The organism is Chitinophaga pinensis DSM 2588, assembly GCF_000024005.1.
Taxonomy (GTDB): Bacteria; Bacteroidota; Bacteroidia; order Chitinophagales; family Chitinophagaceae; genus Chitinophaga; species Chitinophaga pinensis.
In genome coordinates this window covers 8,024,518-8,046,563 of record NC_013132.1, presented here as the reverse complement: position 1 = coordinate 8,046,563, position 22,046 = coordinate 8,024,518, and the positions used below count along the sequence as shown (strand labels likewise).

Below are 22,046 nucleotides of genomic sequence, written 5' to 3'. Positions count from 1 at the left end.
AGAGCAAAGACCTTACCAGTGCGTGCAGCAGTCTCATGTAAAATGTTTTAGCCTGAAATTTGAAGATGGATTTTTAAAAGCTTTAAGAAACATGGTGAAACCGGATTTTTTTATAGCAGGACTGGGATGTTCTGCGGGCTGTCTGGATGTATTGAAGACATTTTTTGCGAACGTGCCGGAGCGGACGGGTATTGCTTTTGTGGTGGTGCAGCATTTATCGAGGAATTATGTGAGTATACTTGACAAGTTATTGCAATCACATACAAAACTGCCGATTATAAGGGTATTGCAGGATATGGATATCAAGCCGGATCATATTTATCTGTTGCCAGAGGGAAAGTTTTTATTGATCAGGGAAGGGGTTTTACGTTTGATACCACGTACTACGACACAGGTGGTGAATTATGCGGTGGATATATTTTTTACGTCACTGGCGGCGTATGCGGGTAATAAGGCGATTGGTATTATTCTGACCGGTATGGGGACAGATGGTTTAGAGGGGGCGAAGGCGATAGAGGGCGTGGGAGGGATTGTATTTGTACAGGAGCCGGCGTCGGCGGTGTTTAAGGGGATGCCGTTATCGGTTATTACGGGAGATGAACCAGATGTGATATTGCCGCCGGCGGAGCTGGCACGATCGCTTGCGAAGTATTATAAAACTGGCGGGATTCAGGATGATGAAGGGTTTGAGGCGGCTGGGTAGTGTGTAGCGCTCAGGTTATTCATTATTGTTCTCTCTTTTTTCATATTGTTCAATGTTATTCATTTTGTGTGGGTTGTAAGGAAGATATGAGGAAAGTAATATTTTTGTGCGGAGCAGTTGGGAAAGTAGTCAGGCGGTATCTTCGTTACGTTCTTTTACACCTGCTTTTCTGGCGATGTGGTAGTAGGCGGCGGGGAATAATATTCTTAACCAGTAGAGGTAGCGCTCCTTTCTGGCGATGAAGATGTGTTTCTTTTTGCGGATGATGGCGCCACAGATCTTAGCTGCACATATTTCCACAGGAATACCATTGAGTTGTGCATGATCCATTTTATTGTAAGGTTGACCATCTGCCGTGAGGGCAGATAAGGGGAGTGGAGTATTGATTCTGCCGGGGCTTACAATAGTTATATAAAAGTCAGGTATGTCGTGTTCTACCTGCAAAGTTTCAAAGTATCCTTTTAATGCGTGTTTGGAGGCCACATATCCACTGCGGCCGGGGAAACCCATTAGTCCGGACATGCTGCTGACAGCTACTATATGTCCTTTACCGCTTTGTTTAAAGTGGGGCAGGAGGTATTGTGTGATTGTCAGCGGGGCAAAGAAATTGACTTCCATGAGCTGGTCATAGACGGCGAGACTGGTACCTGTTGCCATTGAACGTTGTCCGATGCCAGCTGAGTGAATGAGGATGTCGATATGCCCGAATTGCCGGAGAGAGTCTTCCACTATACTGTGTAGCGTGTCCCGGCGGGCTATGTCCGCCGGAAGCACTACGCAGGCTGTCAGCTGCGTAAGTTCGTTAGCCAGTGATTGCAGTTTGTCAATATTCCGTGCCGTAATGATCAGTAATGCTTTTTCTCTGGCTAATTGTTTAGCCAGTGCGGCTCCTATACCGGAGGATGCGCCTATGATCCAGACTACTTTATTTTCAAAATACATGTTAGTGATAATAGTGTGCAAAGCTATGGTTTATGGTGCTTGCAGGGGAAGCTATTTTATAAATAGGTAATTATTTATTCATTGATATAATACAATTTTTTATGGATGCAGTGTTTGAAAACAAGAATGCTTTAGTTAAAGGTAAAGATGTTGTAACTGACAACAAACGTGCTGTAAAGGGAAGTGCAAATGTTATCATGGAAATGAAAAAGCAGCAAATGCTGGCTTTGTTTGAGGCGAGTGGCGATTACTTTTGGAAAACCTCGCGGGAGATAGCGGCGGAAACTCAGATTCCACTGGATGATGTGGTAAGCATTCTTGCCGCTTCCTGTGATTTTGTAGAATCCCGTTCCAAGCGTAAAAAAGGAGACCTGGTTTTTACATCGCGTAAGGTGTATGAGAAAAAAACACCGTATTGGCGCTTGTTTCTTGGCATATTAGCCGACAGGATTGATTAGTTCAATCTGATATCGGGCATAAGCAAATTGCTGCACTAACATGAAGGTGTGGAAGATGTTGTATGCGAAAAAGACGCTTTTTTTAGCTGTCGTATTAGTATTATAATGGAACGGAAGTTATTAATTTATTGGGTAAACCATTGTTTGTTATGAATTTTCTTCAGTCGCCGGTATACTTTTGTATGCTGGGAGCGCTTGCCGTACAGTTATTACAGATCGGAGAGTATTCCGGTATAACAGGAACCAAGAGAGTTAACTATCAAACCGTACAGTTTTATGTCTTTTCCTTTGTAGCAGTGCTGATGGCATTGATTGTGGGATATGTTTATTTTGGCGATGAGCTGGTCGTGCATAGCCGGATGCTTTATTTCCAGACAGGGGCATCTTCTCCTATTATCATAAGATCATTGGCAGAAAGTGTAGCGGCGGGTATTATACCCAATAAGGTAAGAGGAAGACCTGGTATACGTTAAGCAAGATGCATGCTTTGTCTGCGTTAAGGAAGGTGAATGCTTTGTATACGTTGAGGAAGGTGAATGCTTTGTATGCGTTGAGGAAGGTGAATGCCTGGTATATGTTAAGCAAGATGCATGCTTTGTCTGCGTTAAGGAAGGTGAATGCTTTGTATGCGCTAAAGAAGATGGATGTTTGGTGTAGGCTAAAGAAATGAATGTTTTTAAAGGGACGATAGCGTGATTTTGATCGGCTGGTATATATTTCGTATATTCCTTTTAAGATCATCCGCGTTATGCAGGAGATAAACTATTATGATACAGAACTGCTGCAAAGCATTGCCGATGGCAATGAAACTTCGTTTGCCCGTTTCTTCAGGGCGGTGGCGCCAATAGTGGAAGCTGATATAGCCATTGTACTTAGAGGGGATGGCCATTGCATACTGGCAGTATTACAGGAAACTTTTATCATTATCTGGTTACACAGAGACAAGCTGCCTCATGTAAAAGACATGGATGCATATCTGCGCTCTGTATCATTGCATGAGTGTTATAGCTACCTGCAGGATACGGCAGCAGATGAACTATTGCCAGTACCGCAATATGAGGAAGAGCTGCCTCCGGAAGTACAGCATTATAAAGCTTATCAGACACTGATACATGACACCATCATGTCCTTACCTGAACAGCGGAGGCTGATCTATGAGATGCATCGCCTGAAAGCGATGCCGCCTGCCCGGATAGCAACAGCTATGAATCTGTCGGTAGATACAGTTACAGGTGCGATTAACGCCGTACATCAGTCAGTCAGGCAATGTCTGAAGGACGTTGCGCATAGCAGTGTATCGTCCCGTCATAATAACTGGGTAGTGGAAAAGACAAGGTTGCTGGAGGGAAATCCTCCTGCCGTCAGGTCTTATAATGAACATTGGACGCCGATGATATCTAAGGCGACGGCGATAGACCGGCCCATACCGGCAGACAGTACGCCTGCCATCCGGAAGATCTATTCCGAAAGGCTGAATTATCTTTATGCAGCAGCTGCATTGGTATTCCTGATCGTTGGTCCGGGTATCTATCTGATCTTTATGCGGTCAGAAAAGTCAGCTTCCTTTCGTACGTTGTCTGCTGCGTCCGATCATAAGTCGAAAGATACTTTACCTGATGGCACACAGGTCTGGCTGAACAAGGGAAGTGCGGTAAAGTACCCTGCATCCTATACAGTCACTGACAGGGATGTAGAGGTAAATGGTGAAGCCAGTTTCCAGGTAAACGGGGATAATGACCGTCCTTTCCATATCCGCGCACATCAGCTCTCTGCTGATGTCACTGGTACATCGTTTAATATCCAGACCTATCCGACACCTGCCAGGTTAATCATCACAGCTATGGAGGCCGCTGTTCACTTACAAGCAGGTAATAAAAGATTGTCCATTCCCGCCGGTCAGCAGGTAGAGTTGTCCCACGAGGGGAAAGTATCTGTTAGTAAAGCCGATACGGCTGCTATTGGCGCCTGGAAACAGCAGGTAGAATAGAATAAGCTTATTTTTAAGGAAAATTTGTGAGTGAGAAGGAAATCAGGGGATTTTCGGGGGAGAGGAATGTATATAGTAGTCTCGGGGATACAAAGGAAGCGTTATGACATGGGGAGCAACTTATACCGGAAATTGAGAATATGTATGATTTTGGGTCATTTGAACTAATCAGACCACCTTTATATACCTGGAAAAGCACTCTGATGCCTACAGCCTTTATTTACTCTCAGAAAATTCGTCTAAAATAGATTGATTATTAATAATTTACGTACTTATGGAATCTTATTTGAAAAATATTTTTCACCCGAGGCAACCTTTCTCTACAGCTTCCGTATTTATAAGGTAAGGACATATGTGAGCCTATTGACAAAACATTGGAACAACTTTCTACCATAATACAGGGGTGCATTCATAAACAGCCCAGATGCCAGAAGTTATTGTATGAGCAATACTATGGCTATGCTTTTAAAATTGTGTTCCGGTATATTTACAGGTACGAAAATGCCGCAGACGTTGTAAATGATGGTTTTGTGAAGGTGTTTACCCGTTTTGACAAATTCAGTTGCGAGGATACCGAAGACCAGGAAAAAATGTTGATGGGGTGGATCAAACGTATTATGGTGAATACAGCAATTGATGAACTCAGGCGGAAAAATATGATACCGGAGATCGGCGGTATACCGGAAGAAGTATGGGAAGTACCGGACGTGGGACAATCAGCAGAACAGAAACTATACTACAAGGAGTTGATCATACTGATAAAGGAATTACCACCTTCCTATCAGGTGGTATTCAATATGTATGTAATTGATGGATTCTCCCACCAGGAAATTGCCGACAAACTGAATATCAGTATCGGCACGTCTAAGTCCAACCTGGCAAAGGCAAGAGCTTATTTGCAAAAAAAATTAAACACAGATATACCTGAAATTGACGTATGCAGCTCCTAGATGACGATATGGACGAACTATTCCGCAATGCGGCCTCAGACTATCCCCTGAATACAGGTGGTGGTGACTGGGAAGCTATGCAGAATAGGTTGCAGCAGGCTGATAATAATCAGCAGGGGACCGCTACACGCAGGTTAAAGGATCGCTGGTGGTTCAGACCCGGTTTATGGTTCCTGGGAACGATCCTGTTGTTGACAGTAATAGTAAGCGGATTATTTACCGGTAACCGTAAGGAGTCCGGCAGAGAAGGTCTTACAGCAGATAAGACAGCACAGGTAGGAACAGCAGATGATAACACCTCTGCAACTAAGCAAAACAGACAGGCAATTCATAACGAAAAGGACATTATTACTGCTGACAATACAACAGGAAAGCATAAGGATGCCGGTACAGCATCAACAGCTGAAAAAAAGCATACAGGCGAAGTCACTGTTATTCCGAATACATCTAATGTCGGAGAAGAATTACCTGCGTCAACAACTGAGAAGAAGAATAAGGGCGAAGGCGCTGTTATTCCGAATACATCAGCTAACAGAGAAGGATCATCTTCCTCAACAGTCGACAACAAGGATAAAACCAATACACCTGCTACCAGCAATACTGGCAGATCAAACGAAGGCATTGCTAAACCTGCAACTGTTGCGGCTGAAAATGTAAGGAAAGGAAATGTGGATAAAACTGCTACTGCTTCAGACGCTACGACCGGAAAGACAAATCAGGAGAGTACTGTAGTTGATATTCCGATCGTGAAGACAGGAAAGAAAAACAAAGGCAATAGTGACAAGAGAGTGACAGCAGACAGTGCTCCGTTAATGGCAGCCGGAAAGGCAAATGCCGTAAACACGGATAAAACAGCAATCGGAGTTACTAAATCTTCAACAGACAATAAGCCATCAGCAAGCAACAACATTGGTATTGTAAAAGGAAACAGATCTACTATTGAAGAAGATGATCAACTGAACACGCGTGAACGTGTAGCTTCGCAGAAAGGCCGGAAGGTTGCAGCAAATGTTGCAGGACGCGATAAACGCCCGTCCGCAGCGGACAGTGAACAGTCCATCGAGAACAGGAAGAATGGGAATATACCTGTACGCACAGGCGAAACACAGGATATCCCCAACAACAGCAGTTATCCTGCTGCCAGGCCGGGGATAACTGCTGTCATTGTAAGTCCGCTGAGTATTGAACATATTAATGGCGCCACAGTAAAACATACACCACCGCAGACAAGTCTCTTACATGTGGATAGAAAGCTCAATATACCGGTCGGTGCATTAGCAGACAGCAGTGCAGCGGCGAGTGCGACAAAAGTTAAACGGGAACCTGCTTCATTGAAAAAGGGGCTGTATTATGGACTGCTATTCAGTCCGGATCTTACGACGGTAAAGTTCCAGCGTACTTCTAATGTTGGATATAATGTGGGACTACTCGCCGGTTACCGTTTTGGTAAAAAACTGGCAGTAGAAACAGGTGTGTTGTACGAACGTAAATTCTATTATTCTACCGGAGAATATTTTAATACGACAAAAACACCATGGCCCGCGGATATGGACCTGATTAATGTGGATGGATGGTGTAATATGTATGAAATCCCTGTGAATGTGCGCTTCACTTTTGCAACAGGTGAAAAGAGCAGCTGGTATGCAAACGCAGGCATGTCATCGTACATTATGAAAAAACAGAAGTACGATTATAGTTACAAATACTATGGCCAGTATGGAGAGAGGAATTGGACCTACAGAAAGACAACTGCAGACTGGTTCTCTATTATACACCTGGGCGTTGGTTACGAACGGCCAGTCGGTGTTTTAGGCACACTGCGGGTAGAACCATATATTAAGATACCTTCCAGAGGTATCGGTATTGGCGATCTGCCTGTGACAAGTGTAGGTATGAATATTGGCCTGACCCGGCCTTTACGCCTGAGATAAGAACAGCATTTTAATAAGCAACGACATGACGCGAAGAAAATTGATCATTCTCGCTGGGGCATTGCTTTGCCTGATAGCAGCGGGAACAGGGTATTACCTGTATAATAAGCCGAGAACTTCCGCCGCCGCGGCGCACACGGATAAGCATATTACCGCGCTGAAACTGTATGAGGAGTTTTCAAAGAATGAGCAGCTCGCGAATACCAATTATGTGAATAAAGTGGTAGAAGTAGCCGGTACAGTTACAGATGTACAAAAGACAGGGACATCAGTTTCTGTATTGCTGGCAGGACAGGTAGATGGTATGGGCGGTGTGAACTGCAGTATAGCGCCGGGAGAAGAAGTACAACTACCAAAAGTTGGACAATCAGTATTGATTAAAGGAATGTGCACAGGGCTACTGATGGATGTAAGCATTGTTGACGCAACTATTATAAATAACAAGTAACAACTCAGACTATGAAAAAAGTGTTTTTCTCTTTAATAGCAGTGGCTATTGCATGCAGCGCCCTCATTGTGTCCTGTTCAAAAAGTAACGAACAAGACATCACAAATCCTCCTGGTAATGGCGGTGGCAACGGTGGTGGCGGAAATACCTGCGATACAGTTAATATGAAATATGCAGCTGACGTATTGCCCATCCTCCAGGCTAACTGTTACAGCTGTCATGGTAATGGTAATGTGAGTGGCGGCGTTTCCCTGGGTAGTTATGCTTCTGTAAAAACACAGGCAGACAACGGTAACCTTGTAGGCACGATCACACATGCAGCCGGATATCCTGCAATGCCACAGGGCGGAGCTAAACTGTCAGATTGTAATATCAATAAGATCAAAGCGTGGATTGCGCGCGGAGCACAGAACAATTAAAAAATACGGATATGAAAACCATATGCTTTATTGTGCTGGCCTGTCTGTTATATCTGCCGATGAAGGCACAGACATATATGACCAGAAACGGAAATGTCAGTTTTTATTCGAAGACACCGCTGGAAGATATTAAAGCACAAAATAATCAGGCATTTGCAGCTGTCGATCTCACGAAAAAGTCGCTTGCTTTCACATTATTGCAACGCAATTTTCTGTTTGCCAAAGAGCTGATGCAGGAACATTATAATGAGAATTATGTGGAGAGCGAAAAGTTTCCTAAGGCACAGTTTACAGGCACCTTTAGCGGGGACGTTGCAAACAAACCTGGTACTTATAAAGTACAGGTCAACGGACAGCTAACCATTCACGGTGTGACGCAGCAGGTTCAGAATCTGCCTGCCGAATTACAGATCGAGGAAGGAAAGATGACGGCTAAAGCTGCCTTTGCTGTGAAACCATCTGATTACAACATTAAAATACCATCGCTGGTTAAAGACAAAATTGCGTCACAAATCAACATACAGATAGTAGCGGTATGTCAGCCGGCAAAATAGTTTGAATATGCAAAAGATCGCCTGTTATATCATATTGTATTTATTACTTGGAAATGTAGCTGTCTTCGCACAGGATACCAGTCTGCTGAAAATGTTGGATGAATCCCAGAATGCATCGGATCAGTCCCATGTAGTTACGGGTACGTTCAAAGCTACTCAGCTGATCAATGTTCCTACGGTAGAATCGCCTGGTAAACAAAGCTTACAATTCCTGATCATGCACCGTTTCGGAAAACTGAATGAAGGTGCGTATGAACTGTTTGGACTGGATAATGCTTCTATCCGCTTTGGTCTGGATTACGGCTTCACCGACAGGTTATCTGCAGGTGTGGGCAGAAGTTCTGTAGACAAGGCATTTGATGGAAATATCAAGTATAAGATATTGCAACAATCCACAGGTAAGGGCGCTATGCCCATTTCACTTAGTCTGTATGAACTCGTGACTCACTATACACAGCGATATACGGATAAACCTTATCTCAATTCCCGTTTCCGTACCAGTTATACTTCTCAGTTACTCATAGCCCGGAAGTTTTCACGGAACCTGTCGCTGCAACTGGCTCCATCCTGGACACATTACAACCTGGTCGCTACACCGGAAGATAATAATGACTTGTTTGCCATTACGGCAGGAGGAAGGATGAAGTTTACAAAGAGAATGAGTGTCACCGCAGAGTACAGTTATCTGTTACCTGACCAGGTAGTATCTACGAAAGTATATAATTCACTTTCCCTCGGAGTAGACATTGAAACAGGAGGACACGTGTTCCAGCTGGTCTTTACCAATTCAAATGGTATGATCGGACCCTATTATCTGTCCAGGACGAATGGTAGTTGGGGTAAAGGAGATATTTTCTTCGGATTCAATATCTCAAGATCATTCAATTTCAAGAAGTAATAATAAGGACACAACGCTTTTATCAACAAACCTACGCCAACAGGGTTTGACCGGCAGATTGCGGAAAGTGACTTTGGATAAAGCCGCTTTCCGCAATCTGTCCGGTTTATTGTTTATTTATCATCCACGGGTCCAGATCGTTGTACGACCAAGCATCGAGATACCTATATATCCCCTGATCTGTAAGGAAGCACCCTTAAATTTCATTACACAACTATATGTTTTTCCGCTCTTGGGGTCATATATCTTTCCTCCTTCCCATTCATCATCATCATAAGAAAAATTGGTCAGTATTACCAGGTCCTGCAATTTGCGGCTGCGTAATTTGGTGTCGGGGTTTTTGATATCCGTACGGGAACTGCCATCCGGTTCATACATGTTTTTACCCCATACCAGCTTGCCAAAGTATTTATTACCAGATTTATAGATCTCTATCTTACCGTCTTTTTCCTCATTCAGCCAGGTACCTAATATCTTATCTGCTGTATTGCTTTGTGCCAACAGACTGCCAGTGGCAATGATCATTGAAAAGAAAAGAAGCGCGAGCGTTTTCATCATGGAATGTTTAAAGTGTTTATGTTCGCTAATAAGGACTTATCATTAATCTGCAATATTCAGGCCGGTCCGTTTACAGGCCGTATCCCTTAATTTACATTTTTTTTTAATCCGGTTGTCAACTGACTGCAAAAACGGAACACAATAAAAGTCAATGATTTCGTGTATACCGTAACGATGGAAGGTATATTATTTTACCTTCATATTATATTTATATCATAAATATATCTAAATTACGTACCGGATTGATGTATAATAAGTGGATTACCACCTACAGTCGCCTGTAGTTCCCAAAGAACCTATGAACCGAATTGCCATTAGATTATTGAAAATCTTACTGATCGTACTATCTTTTGTCTCATCAGCCACAGCACAGAACGGATACATCTACGTACACCTAAGCACGTTAAACGAAGCTTCATCTCCTGATTTTCAATTCGCTGTAAACGGAGGTCCGACTACCATACCCGATTATTACCTGAATGATCAACCCTTTACTACAGACGCTATCAGCGATATCGGTGCAAGTCACGGTACGACTGCTGCTGGTCTGGGGAACGGCGAGTTATGGGTTGCATTGACCAATACACAGATCTATCATCGCCTGGCCGGTAGCAGTGAATGGATATTGACCACATGGAACGGCATAGCATTAGACGGAGCTGGTCCCGGACAGTTTGTCAGTATTGATGCTAACGGTGATGCATACCTTATGGATGGTAGTAATCAACAACTTATTTATTCTTCTGCTGCACATGCAGGTCTGAAAGCAACTGACATCAGTTATGGTGAGGGCCGTATTGCAATCGTGACAGCAGATGGTACCCTCTGGAAAAATAATGCAATAGCAGCACCTTATACAGACGACTGGAGTCTGTTGGCAGGACCAGGTACCAATGCCACCCGACTGGACATTTTACCTTCTTCTGGTGACATCGTTTATTACAACGCCGGCAGTGGTAATGTATTCACGCTTCCTTTTGCCGGAGGAACAGCGCTTGATCTGGGAGCGCCTGGTACTACAGATGTCGCTTTTGGTGACAACGGTACTATCTATGCCAATGGTTATCGCTGGAATGGCAGTAACTGGGTAGCTGATATAACGCGATATACCGTTTTTAGTCACATTACGGCAGCACAACAGGTCTGGTGTGCATCAAGTGTTCCTGCCAGCAGTGGCATACTTTTCAGCCGTACAGAAAATGGTATCTGGATAGACGATGAACGGATCGCAGCAAAGGGAAATGCGATTGTATTGCCCGTGAATGCAGGTGCTTATAACTTGTCATCTGTGGTACCTGCGGGTTGGAATCTCGTAGGATTTACGATATATGATCCGGGGGCAAATTCTACAAATATACCTGGTATAACAAATACTACGATTGATGTTTCCGCAGGAGAGACCGTACATGTGATTGCCCAACTGGCATTACTCGATCCCCTGGCTATATCGCAGGCATGTGGTGTGATATCGACAGAAGATTTTGGCATAGCCGCACCCTTTACAGGAACCTCATATCACTACTACAGCAGCAATGATATCAGCGACGGCTACTATACTATTCGGGCTACTGATAAAAGTGGTTCGCTGACAGATCACACAACAGGCACCGGCAACATGTTATTAGTGAAAGCAGGTTTTCACCGGGAATATTTTTATTGGAAACGCCTGACTAATTTATTAATCGGACAACCTTATAAATTACGGTTCTGGGCTGCTAATACAAATCCGGCTGCTCCTGTGAAACCGGATATACTGGCCGGCATGATCGCTACTGACAGAAGCAGTATCGTGACATTCAGTACCGGGGCAATCAACAACAGCAGCTGGACGGAATATACATTTACTTTTATCGCACCCGCTAATACTGCTGATATTTTCCTGCAGAACAATACCGCTGGTATCAACGGGAACGATCTCGCGCTGGATGATATCGCGGTGATTCCCATGGCGGGTATATTGCCTGCCAGTACGATGATTCCTGCTACAACAGGTATTTGTGAAGGGACATCGGCTACCATTTCAAATGGTACGCCAGACGGTATATGGACGACCAGTAATCCTGTTGCTGCGACAGTAGATACGGATGGAAAGATCAGGGCGCTTAGTGCAGGATACACTGACATTACCTATACCGTGACAGATGTAACAGGGTGTAACGCAACAGCTATCAAAACCTTGCAGGTATATGCTTTGCCAGATATGATCGCTTTGGCTGACAGTAAAGCTGTTTGTCCGGGTACCACACTGAACCTGTCTGCCACCGCCAGCAATACACCTGGTCCTTATACTTTTACATGGACCGCTATTCCGCAGGCAGGCAGTGCGATTACAGATGATCAGCTGCAACAGACTACAGCTGCGCCCAGATTGGAAGACAGCAGTTTTGTGTATATCGCTACAGCGACGGATGCGCGTGGCTGTACAGCATCGGGGATGACGGATACCGTTACTGTAAATAAGTTACCGGAAGCGGTGATCAATTATACACCAGATCTCTGTAAATCAGGAACCGCCACTGTCAATCAGACTGGTACCACGGGTGGTACTTACTCCTCGAACAGTGGGCTGGTGATTGATGCTGCAACAGGAACAATTGATCTCGAAAACAGTACAGCAGGTATACATACCATCACCTATACATTCAGTAATGGACAGTGTACCAATACAACCACTACCAGTGTAAATATTCACGAGTTGCCTGTTGTTCCTGCTATCAGCGGCGCTTCGGAAGTTTGTGAAGGAGCGCAACTTTTATTACAGAATACAATTGCAGGTGGTACCTGGATGACAGATAATTCATCTATTGCGACGATAGACGCTACCGGTTTATTAAAGGGAATTACTGCTGATACGGTTGAAGTGGTATATGCGATCAGAGACAATTATGGTTGTGAGAACACGATCAGCAGGAATGTTATTGTCAGTCCGTTACCACAGGCAAGCATTGCATACGATAAGCCTGTATTTTGTACAGTAGGTACTGCGAGTGTTGCTGTGACAGGTACAACAGGTGGTACGTTTGCTGCGGATGCAGGATTAAAGATTGATAGCCATTCCGGTGTGATAGATCTTGCTACAAGTGCACCGGGCAATTATACAGTTATTTATAGCTTCAATAACGGCAAATGCGACAATACCGTTACCTCGCAGATTGTCGTGGAAGGGCCTCCGGTAGTAGCGCCGATCAGCGGCAAGAACATGGTGTGTATCGACAATCAGGGTACTGATCTGCAGTGTATCACTCCGGGAGGTGTATGGAGCAGCAATGATGCAAATATCCTGGAGATAGGCGCTACGGGACATATTCATGGAGTCAGGCCGGGTACAGCGGTCATTACCTATGAAGTAACAACGCTAAACGGTTGCCGTAATCAAAGAGACTTCACAATAGAAGTACCGCCGATGCCGGTGTTTACCACAACAACAAAGAGCGCTACCTGTAACAGTAGCATTGATGGCAGTATTACCATACCAGTGCCGGGCGCCGGTTATAAGTATAGATTAAATGGTGGAGCCTGGGTAGATGAGAATACATTTGCCGGTCTGAGGGGAGGTGATTATAGTGTGCAGGTGATGAATGAAAAGAGCTGTGTATCTGCTGTTTCAACAGTAAAAGTGCCTGCGCCATTAGATATTGCATTGATCATTCTTCCAAAAGACATTACCTGTCATGGCGATAATTCCGGTTCATTGACTTTATCCGCGACAGGTGGTACACCGCCTTACCGAGTTGCATGGAGTACAGGGGCCACAGGAAATAAAATTACAAATCTGCCGGCCGGTAATTACTCCGTTACAGTAACAGACCAGAATGGTTGTTTTTCAACAATGAGAATGCCGCTTACAGAACTGTTCCCGGTGTTTTTAGTGAATGATCCTGTAAAGCAGGAGGGCGGTTTATTGAGAATTACCGGCACCGCTATGTCGGGTGCAGATATCCTGGTCACCTATCCGGATGGTAGTATCACTACGACGCATACAGATGGAAAAGGCGGCTTCAGTACTTTATCATCCGGCGCAGTTGGAACAGGCAGGATCATGGTGACAGTAACTGATCCTTCCAGTAAAGGGAATTGTGTAAAATACATAGACTACAACAACAGTACTTCTGCTGACCTTTCTATTATCAAAAGTGTGACGATCGCAAAATCACCAACTGTAGGTGATCCGGTGACCTTTACACTGACAGTTAACAATAAAGGTCTGGACCATGCTTCACAAGTGATCGTGACCGATGATATTTCAGGTATGCTGGATGAAATCACAAATATGACAGCAACTGGCGGCCGTGTGTTCTTCAATACACGTACGCATCAGGTGGTGTGGAATATAGATACGCTGTATGTAAATAAGCCGATGCAATTGTCATTTACCTCACGTATCATATATGGTGGTATGCTGGAAAATTCAGCTACTATTTCCGGTCGTGAAACAGATCCCGATCTGAGCAATAACGAGGCTGCTATCCAGCCTTTAGAGATCTCCCCTGATCTGTTTATTCCGAATGTGGTGACGGCAAATGGCGATGGTAAGAATGATTATTTCGTGGTGAGAGGTATTGAGCAATATCCTGGTTCCGTGTTGGAAATATATAATCGCTGGGGCAGTATGGTATACCATGCGCTCAACTATTCTAATAACTGGGGCGGTGTGGGACTCTCTTCGGGCATCTACTATTATGTGCTGAAGATTAATATGTCACGTACCGCAAAAGTATATAAAGGATACATAGAACTGATCCAAAAATAGTGTTATGAAGAATGGCCTTTTACTGTTCATCTTTTTGCTGCTGCTGACTTGCTCGACGCAGGCGCAGCAGGATGTGCAGTTTAGTCAGTATGTGTTTAACGGCTTGAGTGTGAATCCTGCTTACGCAGGATACAGGGAGGAGTTGTATCTGCACAGCGCTTATCGTCAGCAATGGGCAGGTTTTCAGGGAGCGCCGCAGACGGGTGCAATCGCTTTAGATGGAGTAACTGATGTATACACCAAAAAGGTAGGTCTTGGCACACAGATAACCTGGGATCGCCTGGGCCCACAGGAGTCAATATCCTTATATGGTTTCTATGCTTATCGTATCCCATTGGAGAATGACCGTCGTTTATGTTTCGGGCTGGGGATCGGCGCGACACAGTATGCGGTAGATGGCAGTTCGCGGAAATATGTAGATGCAGACGATCCTGCATTGACGCTTGGTAAACAAAGTACACTGGCGCCGGATGCACGGTTTGGTATTTACTACAATACTTACAGAACATTTATCGGGTTTTCTGTCATGGATCTTTTCTCTGCGTATACGGGGGGAAAGATCTATTTCGGCAATGGCACCTTGTATTCTACTTTACGCAAATCCCGCCATTTTTATCTCAGCGGAGGAACGGTGGTGTATCTGTCTGATGATGTTAAGCTGAAGCCCTCTGTCATGATTAAAGAGGACCTGAAAGGGCCGACGAATATTGATCTCAATGTATTCATGCTGTTACAGGAGCGCATGTGGGTAGGGGCATCGTATCGGGCAGGTGTGAATCTTTGGGGGAAACCGGCTTTACCGGACGAGCTGTATAAAGGCAGTGCGATCAGCGCAATGGTGGAGGTATTTGTGTCAGATAATATGCGCCTGGGATATTCTTATGATCTTACAACAAATGGTATGTCCAGGTACCAGCGGGGCTCGCATGAGCTGTCTATTGGGATCTTGTTTCCGCACAATAACAAAGTGGATAATACGCGTTGCGCGAGATATTTCTAAGGTCAAAAAAATAGTTGTAGGTTTAACTAATAGCCGTAATTTAGCATAGTGAAAACACCCGACAATATTATTCATCTCAAAGCACTGGGCACCGTTGTATCGAATCTCAGGGATGCTATGCGGCATTTCGTGCAGCGAAGGCTCCGGGAACAGAACATCGATCTGACCTTTGAAATGTTGCAGGTGATCAATACGCTGTCGGAAAAAGGAGAGATCAATCAGCAGGAAATTGCCAATCTGCTGAATAAAGACAAAACAAGCATTACTTACCTGCTGGACAACCTTTCTAAAAGAGGATTGGTGCGTAGGGTGGAGGATCCGGGAGACAGAAGAAATAAGATCATTCACCTGACAGAAGCAGGCCATAAGATTACCGATCTGCTGGCTCCGATAGTGGAAGAATTGCATGAAAAAGCCAGTAAAGGACTTTCTGTTGATTACCTGAAAAACGTCACTAAATCTTTGCAGGTGATCCAAGGCAATCTTGAACTAGAATAGCCTTTTTTTGTCCTAATAGTTAAATATTTAACTGTTTTGGACAATATTCATAAACGCTTTGTTACTAACAGTGTAACAGTTGTAGGTTTATAAGCCGCCGACCTAATCTTAGGTCGGTGTTTTTATTTAAAATAAACCTTATAATACCCTTGAAAAACACCCCAAAATGAAAAAACCGTGATTTGTCCAATAAATTCCAGACTTCGTACAGCAGCCGTGCAAAAATGCTCCCGTACTTTTGTTGCAGTAAAAATATTTGATTACAGATAATGTAACAGTTGTAGGTTTAAGCAGCACACCGGAATAGTCCTATTCCGGTGTTATTTTTTTAATACCGGTCCACTTTATTCATCACTCCATTTCCAGTTACTGATATCAGGCATATCTTCCAGGCATTCCCTGATGTAGATGTTGTGCATACTCAGTTTATCTTCAAAATAGCCGATCACTTCGTCTGCTTTTTCCAGCTGTCTTTCTGTCCGCTGGATGGCGGCAATGGCCAGATGGAAGCGGCTCATTTTATTGAGCACGACCATATCAAACGGGGTAGTGGTCGTGCCTTCTTCCATGAATCCTCTCAGGTGGAATCTTGCCGGATGCGGCCGTCCATGTACGAGGTCATGTACAATCCTTACATACCCATGAAAGGCAAATACTACGGGTGTATCGTCCGTGAAAAGTGAGGTAAATAATGCAGCCTCCAGTCCATGCGGATGGTAATCTTTCGGAGAGAGCGACATCAGGTCCACTACATTCACAACTCTTACTTTTAAGTCAGGTAAATGCTTCCTAAGTAACCATGCTGCTGCGATAATTTCAAGTGTAGGCACATCTCCGGCACAGGCGAGTACAACATCAGGTTGCTGACCATTGTCATTACTGGCCCATTCCCACACAGAAGCACCCTGTGCGCAATGTTTCGCTGCGTCTTCCACATTAAGCCATTGCAGGGCAGGTTGCTTACCTGCTACCACCAGATTGACATAGTTCCTGCTTTTCAGGCAGTGATCCATGACAGACAGCAGACAGTTTGCGTCAGGGGGCAGATAGATACGGATAACGTTGCTTTTCTTATTGGCGACGGTATCAATAAAACCTGGTCCCTGATGACTATATCCATTGTGATCCTGTCGCCAGCTATGAGAAGTCAGCAGGTAATTCAGCGAGGGAAGGTCTTTTCTCCAGGGGATTTCCCGGCATGTTTTCAACCATTTTGCATGTTGATTAAACATGGAGTCGATAATGGTGATAAAGGCTTCATAACAAGGGAAAACACCGTGTCTGCCGGTCAGCAGATAACCTTCCAGCCAGCCCTGACAGAGATGTTCGCTCAATACTTCCATGACCCTGCCATCAGGGGATAAATGATCATCTATATCAATCAGGTGCTCCATAAAGCAGCGCTTAGTGACTTCAAACACCGCGTTCAGTCTGTTGGAAGTCGTTTCATCAGGACAGAACACACGGAAGTTTTGCTGCTGTTCATTCAGTTCGAAAATATCGCGTAGCATCTTTCCCAGTTCACGTGTGCCTTCGGCAATAATAACACCAGGAGCATTCACGGTTACCGCATAGTTTTTGAAATCCGGCATCACCAGCGCTTGCGCATCTTTGCCGCCATTGGCGTATGGCGTAGCGCTCATACGTTTGTCACCAATGGGAGCGAGGGCCTTCAGTGCAGCCTGTGGAGCGCCATTTGCTGTAAAGTGTTTTTCCGGTGTATAACTGCGTAACCATTGTTCCAGCAGGGCCAGCTGGTCCTGATCTTCCCTGACATCGGGCAGTGGTACCTGGTGGGAGCGGAACGTTCCTTCTACCGGTTTACCTTTCCACATGACAGGACCTGTCCAGCCTTTAGGGGAACGGAGTATAATGAGCGGCCATAAGGTACGTTCGTCTGTTTTCTTTCCATCTCTGGCATATTGCTGTATTGCTCTAATTCGTTCATAAGCTGTGTCGAGCGCCATGGCCATTTCCTGATGTGTGCCGATCGTATCTGCCGCGCGTACAAATAAAGGCGCGTAACCGTATCCGTTAAATAAGGTGGCGAGTGCATCATCCGGCATACGCCCCATTACTGTAGGACCGGATATTTTATAACCGTTGAGATGCAGTATTGGTAATACAGCTCCATCGCGTGCAGGATTGAGGAAACAGTTCTGTTTCCAGCTACCTGCCAGCGGACCGGTTTCAGCTTCTCCGTCACCAACTACGCAGGCTGCTATGAGATGGGGATTATCCATTACCGCACCTGCTGCGTGTGCCAGGGAATAGCCTAGTTCACCGCCTTCATGAACAGACCCGGGTGTATGTGCACTCACATGACTGGGAATACCTCCAGGTGTGGAGAATTGCCGGAAGAACTGTCTCATTCCTTTTTCATCCTGTGTAATTTCAGGATAGGTCTCCGTATAGGTCCCTTCCAGCCAGGTCTGTGCAAGAACTGCTGGTGCGCCGTGTCCGGGCCCACAGATGAACAGGATATCTGCATCGCTGGATTTAATGAGTCTGTTAAGATGCACATAAATAAAGTTCAAACCTGGAGAAGTCCCCCAGTGACCTAAGAGCCTTGGTTTGATGTGGCCGGTCAGCAGCGGATCTTTCAGCAATGGATTATCCTGCAGATAGATCTGTGCTGCTGCGAGATAATTGGATGCTTCCCAGTAAGCCTGTATGTTATGTACTTGTTCGTTAGTGAGTGTTGCCATGTCGTCTGATTTAATGTGTGTGCAAACATTGCTGTGTGTGTTGTGCAATAATGAGCTCTTCATTTGTAGCCATTACCCTGACTTTCACCGGAGCGCCTTCCGGAGAGATGATGTCACGGTTATCATTATTCAGTGCCGCATCTGTTTGTATACCCAGGTATCCGAGACCGGCACAGATCCTTTCTCTTATCAGCGGGGCGTGTAAACCGATGCCACCGGTAAATATCAATGTGTCTATACCTTCTGTAGCTGCTGTTAAAGCACCGATGTATTTTTTCGCCTGATAACAGAACAGTTGTACTGCCTCTGCTGCTTTGGGATCGGTGTTTTCTTTTTCCAGCAGGGTCTGGATATCAGCTACGGTGCCGGATACGCCTTTTAGACCTGATTGTTTGTTGAGCAGCTCATTTAAAGCCCTCTCGCTGAGGAATTGTTTTTCTTTTAGTAAGTAGAGTATGACACCGGGATCGAGGTCACCAGAGCGGGTACTCATGACGAGGCCGCCGGTGGGCGTCAGGCCCATAGTGGTATCTATACTTTTACCATCGCGTATAGCGGCCATGCTGGCTCCGTTGCCCAGATGCGCGATGATGATTTTTCCCCTGGCTTCCTGTGGTGACGATTGCTGTAGTTGTTGATAAATGTACTCATACGAAAGGCCATGAAAACCGTATCTGATAATACCATCCTCCCACAGGTGACGGGGAATGGCAAAATATTTTGCTGTGAAGGGCATGTCTTTGTGAAAGGCGGTATCAAAACAGGCTATCTGCGGCACCGCCGGATAGGCGGATGCAAAGGCGCGTATGGCGGTGATTTCAGCCGGAAGGTGGCCCTGCGCGAGTGGTATCAGTGATTCGAATGCATCCAGGAGGGCGGGGGTAATTAACTCGGGTAAGTAATGTTCTTTGCCGCCCTGTACAATCCGGTGCCCGATCGCATGGATCGTATAAGGTGCGTAACTGTCTTCCAGCAGTCCGGTGAGTAATTGTATCGCTGTTTCCAGATCAGGCACCGCTTGCATAGCCCGTTCTTCATGACCGGCGGCGTCTTCAATATGAATGCTGCTCTCAGCACCGATGTTCTGTATATTTCCTTTGCTGATCAGTGCTAGGGAACTGTAATCAAACAAGGCAAATTTCAGACTGGAAGAGCCGCAGTTAATGGTTAAGATGACGGTATTTTTTTTATCCATATAAGCTGTGTTTGTTCTGGCATAAAATTTTAGTTATCTTATATAAATTCAATTGTATGCCAGATCATATTTCAGCGCCCTTTATCCCCGTGCAGTATACGGGAGAAGAAACGGAAACATCAGCAGAAAGAGAGAACGGCAATGAACAGGCCGCTATTGCTGTTTTTCAGCGTGCCGTGAAAAGATTACAGCACGTGAATGAATGGGGAAAATTGTGTGGAGCTTTATCTTCATCATTTCAACTGGTAGATAAGCTGGGGGAGGAGATTGATGAAACTGCCAATGCGGGTTTGTTTATACGTATTGATATACCTGGTCCCGGCAATACTGCGGGAAAAGGTTATGACTGGGTATCCATAGAACAGGTAGAGGAAATACAGCTGAGCGAGCATCAGCAATTGTTTTTTATACGGGCACGTCCTTCAGGCCATCCGCAGCAAAAGCATGCCGGTACGGCACATTTCCTGAAGGAGGAAGCGACCAGTTCTTTTGTAGTGACGAGAGATGAAAATATTGTAACGGCAACTGTTTACGGCAGGAATGAAATGCCTAACACCGATACAGAAGATACGATAGATAAGATGCGTAATGCAGTGATCGGGGCTGCAGGAGCGATTGGTATTTCGAAACTCCAGTGGAAAGCATTGGTGAATGCATTACTGGAAAACGAAGAATAAAAAAGGTACTGTCAGCCGACAGTACCTTTTTTATTCTGTATGATAAGATGATTAGTCTCTGTATCCGGGAATATAGATCTCGCCTGTAGTTTTGTCCATGTATCCTCTTGTACCACCGGCAGTTTGTACCAGTAATGCCTTACGGTTAACATCTTCATCGATCACCTGTGCCAGTACGGGCTTTTTCAGTTCCTTCATGGTTTCGACAGGAATGATCCCTACGCGGTTACCTACCCTTGTTTCGATGAAGGCATAGTGACCAAAGTTATCTTCTCTGTATTTCACATCATCATAGATCAATGGAACGATCACATTACCTTTCAGATCGATCACGCCTGTGTTGTTGTCTTTCACGGCTTTGATCATACCAGGGATAGGTTGTGCTTCGCGGTAAGACAGGTATTCCAGTGTTGAGTAGCCATTGAATTCAACGCTGTCCAGTGCTCTGCCCGGACGTTGGAATTCACCGATCTCAATTACTACTCTCCATTTACCACCCGGGATTTTGTAGATACGCATATCTTTTTTCTCTTCGGAACCTTCAAGGGCGGCAGCGTCATGGTTAGTGCTTTCCTCGACTTTTTGTGCCGCTTTGGCTACTGAAGCAGGAGCGACTTTACCACTGGCATCAAAGTATACTACACGTTCGTCGTCTGTAATGGCCTTGATCAGGTCCTGTGAACCATCGGTAGCACTTTTGATCTCTCCGTAAGTAGCAGGGATCACTTCTTTGCCATTGGATGTTTCTATTACACCGTATTTACCATCCAGTGCAACGATCAGGAAATTTTTGAGTGATGGTTCTTCAAAGAATTCGCCATCATCAAATTTGAGTGTTTTATTCACCAGGTTACCGGTGTTCATATCTACGAGACCGATAGTACCTTCTTTCTTAACAACAAGGAGATTGGTGGCTTTGGAAAGCGGATTGATACTAGGTATTTCATCGAATACCAGGGATCCTTTCTGTTTGCCGGTTGCCGGGTCCAGCAGGATATAACCTTTGATGGTTTTTGCAACGGCCATCCCATTCGGAGCAACGATTGGCATATCATTGTATGTACAAGGGTAGATGATCTTGCCGGAGCCATTGATCAATCCTACCTTTCTGTTATTTTCCACACGGGCATAATCTCCCTGGAACAGCTGAATACTGTCAAATTGTGGTTCAAGTACGACTGCATGTTTCTTGTTGGTAAGTCCCCATTTCCCTTTTTCAGCATAGGGATAGAGACCGTCCTGTGCCTTGCACCATAAGCTGATCAGCAGGACAGGGAGAAAATATACGGTTTTCATAAAGTACAGGATTGATGTATCAGCAAATATAACGTTTTTAATAAATATATGAATCTTCTCCACAATATGTTGGA

19 protein-coding genes are annotated in these 22,046 nt (G+C 44.9%); 14 read left to right on the top strand and 5 right to left on the bottom strand.

The window, feature by feature from the left end:
- The first annotated feature begins 91 nt into the window (after nt 1-91).
- Entirely contained in the window at nt 92-703 is a 612-nt protein-coding gene (locus CPIN_RS31665) for a chemotaxis protein CheB (RefSeq protein ID WP_012793971.1), read from the top strand.
- Between the two features lie 129 nt (nt 704-832).
- Here CPIN_RS31665 and CPIN_RS31660 read toward each other — a convergent pair whose 3' ends face one another.
- Nucleotides 833-1,666: an SDR family oxidoreductase gene (locus CPIN_RS31660; protein ID WP_012793970.1), complete on the bottom strand. Its 834-nt coding sequence runs from the start codon at nt 1,664-1,666 to the stop codon at nt 833-835.
- 80 nt (nt 1,667-1,746) lie between these two features.
- On the opposite strand from CPIN_RS31660, the gene CPIN_RS31655 reads away from it, so the two are divergent.
- The 9 genes from CPIN_RS31655 to CPIN_RS31615 all read left to right on the top strand — a co-directional run bounded on the left by CPIN_RS31655 (nt 1,747) and on the right by CPIN_RS31615 (nt 9,290).
- The gene (locus CPIN_RS31655; RefSeq protein WP_012793969.1) at nt 1,747-2,103 is read left to right on the top strand and encodes a hypothetical protein; all 357 of its coding nucleotides are present in this window, start codon (nt 1,747-1,749) and stop codon (nt 2,101-2,103) included.
- 149 nt (nt 2,104-2,252) lie between these two features.
- Entirely contained in the window at nt 2,253-2,576 is a 324-nt protein-coding gene (locus CPIN_RS31650; protein ID WP_012793968.1) for a hypothetical protein, read from the top strand.
- A 275-nt stretch (nt 2,577-2,851) separates the two neighbouring features.
- Entirely contained in the window at nt 2,852-4,090 is a 1,239-nt protein-coding gene (locus CPIN_RS31645; RefSeq protein ID WP_012793966.1) for a FecR domain-containing protein, read from the top strand.
- Nucleotides 4,091-4,464: 374 nt separating this feature from the next.
- Nucleotides 4,465-5,040 (top strand): RNA polymerase sigma factor, encoded by a 576-nt coding sequence (locus tag CPIN_RS31640; protein ID WP_012793965.1) that lies wholly within the window; start codon nt 4,465-4,467, stop codon nt 5,038-5,040.
- The gene (locus CPIN_RS31635) at nt 5,028-6,971 is read left to right on the top strand and encodes an outer membrane beta-barrel protein (protein ID WP_012793964.1); all 1,944 of its coding nucleotides are present in this window, start codon (nt 5,028-5,030) and stop codon (nt 6,969-6,971) included. The genes CPIN_RS31640 and CPIN_RS31635 overlap by 13 nt, the downstream gene beginning before the upstream one ends.
- A 25-nt stretch (nt 6,972-6,996) precedes the next feature.
- On the top strand, nt 6,997-7,419 hold the full coding sequence (locus CPIN_RS31630) for an OB-fold protein (protein WP_012793963.1): 423 nt from the start codon (nt 6,997-6,999) through the stop codon (nt 7,417-7,419).
- A gap of 11 nt (nt 7,420-7,430) precedes the next feature.
- Entirely contained in the window at nt 7,431-7,838 is a 408-nt protein-coding gene (locus CPIN_RS37255; protein ID WP_012793962.1) for a c-type cytochrome, read from the top strand.
- A gap of 11 nt (nt 7,839-7,849) precedes the next feature.
- Nucleotides 7,850-8,392 (top strand): YceI family protein, encoded by a 543-nt coding sequence (locus CPIN_RS31620; protein ID WP_012793961.1) that lies wholly within the window; start codon nt 7,850-7,852, stop codon nt 8,390-8,392.
- 7 nt (nt 8,393-8,399) lie between these two features.
- Nucleotides 8,400-9,290 carry a DUF5777 family beta-barrel protein gene (locus CPIN_RS31615; protein ID WP_012793960.1) on the top strand — a complete coding sequence of 297 codons (891 nt, stop codon included), beginning with the start codon at nt 8,400-8,402 and terminating at the stop codon, nt 9,288-9,290.
- A gap of 120 nt (nt 9,291-9,410) precedes the next feature.
- Here CPIN_RS31615 and CPIN_RS31610 read toward each other — a convergent pair whose 3' ends face one another.
- On the bottom strand, nt 9,411-9,848 hold the full coding sequence (locus tag CPIN_RS31610) for a DUF2147 domain-containing protein (RefSeq protein ID WP_012793959.1): 438 nt from the start codon (nt 9,846-9,848) through the stop codon (nt 9,411-9,413).
- 322 nt (nt 9,849-10,170) lie between these two features.
- On the opposite strand from CPIN_RS31610, the gene CPIN_RS31605 reads away from it, so the two are divergent.
- Genes CPIN_RS31605 through CPIN_RS31595 form a run of 3 tightly spaced genes read left to right on the top strand, consistent with a single transcriptional unit; the run spans nt 10,171 to nt 16,096 of the window.
- Entirely contained in the window at nt 10,171-14,598 is a 4,428-nt protein-coding gene (locus tag CPIN_RS31605; RefSeq protein WP_044220172.1) for a T9SS C-terminal target domain-containing protein, read from the top strand.
- Nucleotides 14,599-14,602: 4 nt separating this feature from the next.
- Entirely contained in the window at nt 14,603-15,598 is a 996-nt protein-coding gene (locus CPIN_RS31600; protein WP_012793957.1) for a PorP/SprF family type IX secretion system membrane protein, read from the top strand.
- 48 nt (nt 15,599-15,646) lie between these two features.
- Nucleotides 15,647-16,096 carry a MarR family winged helix-turn-helix transcriptional regulator gene (locus CPIN_RS31595; RefSeq protein ID WP_012793956.1) on the top strand — a complete coding sequence of 150 codons (450 nt, stop codon included), beginning with the start codon at nt 15,647-15,649 and terminating at the stop codon, nt 16,094-16,096.
- Between the two features lie 344 nt (nt 16,097-16,440).
- On the opposite strand, the gene CPIN_RS31590 is transcribed toward CPIN_RS31595, so the two are convergent.
- Nucleotides 16,441-18,804 (bottom strand): phosphoketolase family protein, encoded by a 2,364-nt coding sequence (locus CPIN_RS31590; protein ID WP_012793955.1) that lies wholly within the window; start codon nt 18,802-18,804, stop codon nt 16,441-16,443.
- A 10-nt stretch (nt 18,805-18,814) separates the two neighbouring features.
- The gene (locus CPIN_RS31585) at nt 18,815-19,999 is read right to left on the bottom strand and encodes an acetate/propionate family kinase (protein ID WP_012793954.1); all 1,185 of its coding nucleotides are present in this window, start codon (nt 19,997-19,999) and stop codon (nt 18,815-18,817) included.
- Between the two features lie 56 nt (nt 20,000-20,055).
- On the opposite strand from CPIN_RS31585, the gene CPIN_RS31580 reads away from it, so the two are divergent.
- Entirely contained in the window at nt 20,056-20,676 is a 621-nt protein-coding gene (locus tag CPIN_RS31580; protein ID WP_012793953.1) for a hypothetical protein, read from the top strand.
- Between the two features lie 51 nt (nt 20,677-20,727).
- On the opposite strand, the gene CPIN_RS31575 is transcribed toward CPIN_RS31580, so the two are convergent.
- The gene (locus tag CPIN_RS31575) at nt 20,728-21,972 is read right to left on the bottom strand and encodes a WG repeat-containing protein (RefSeq protein WP_012793952.1); all 1,245 of its coding nucleotides are present in this window, start codon (nt 21,970-21,972) and stop codon (nt 20,728-20,730) included.
- Between the last annotated feature and the right edge of the window lie 74 nt (nt 21,973-22,046).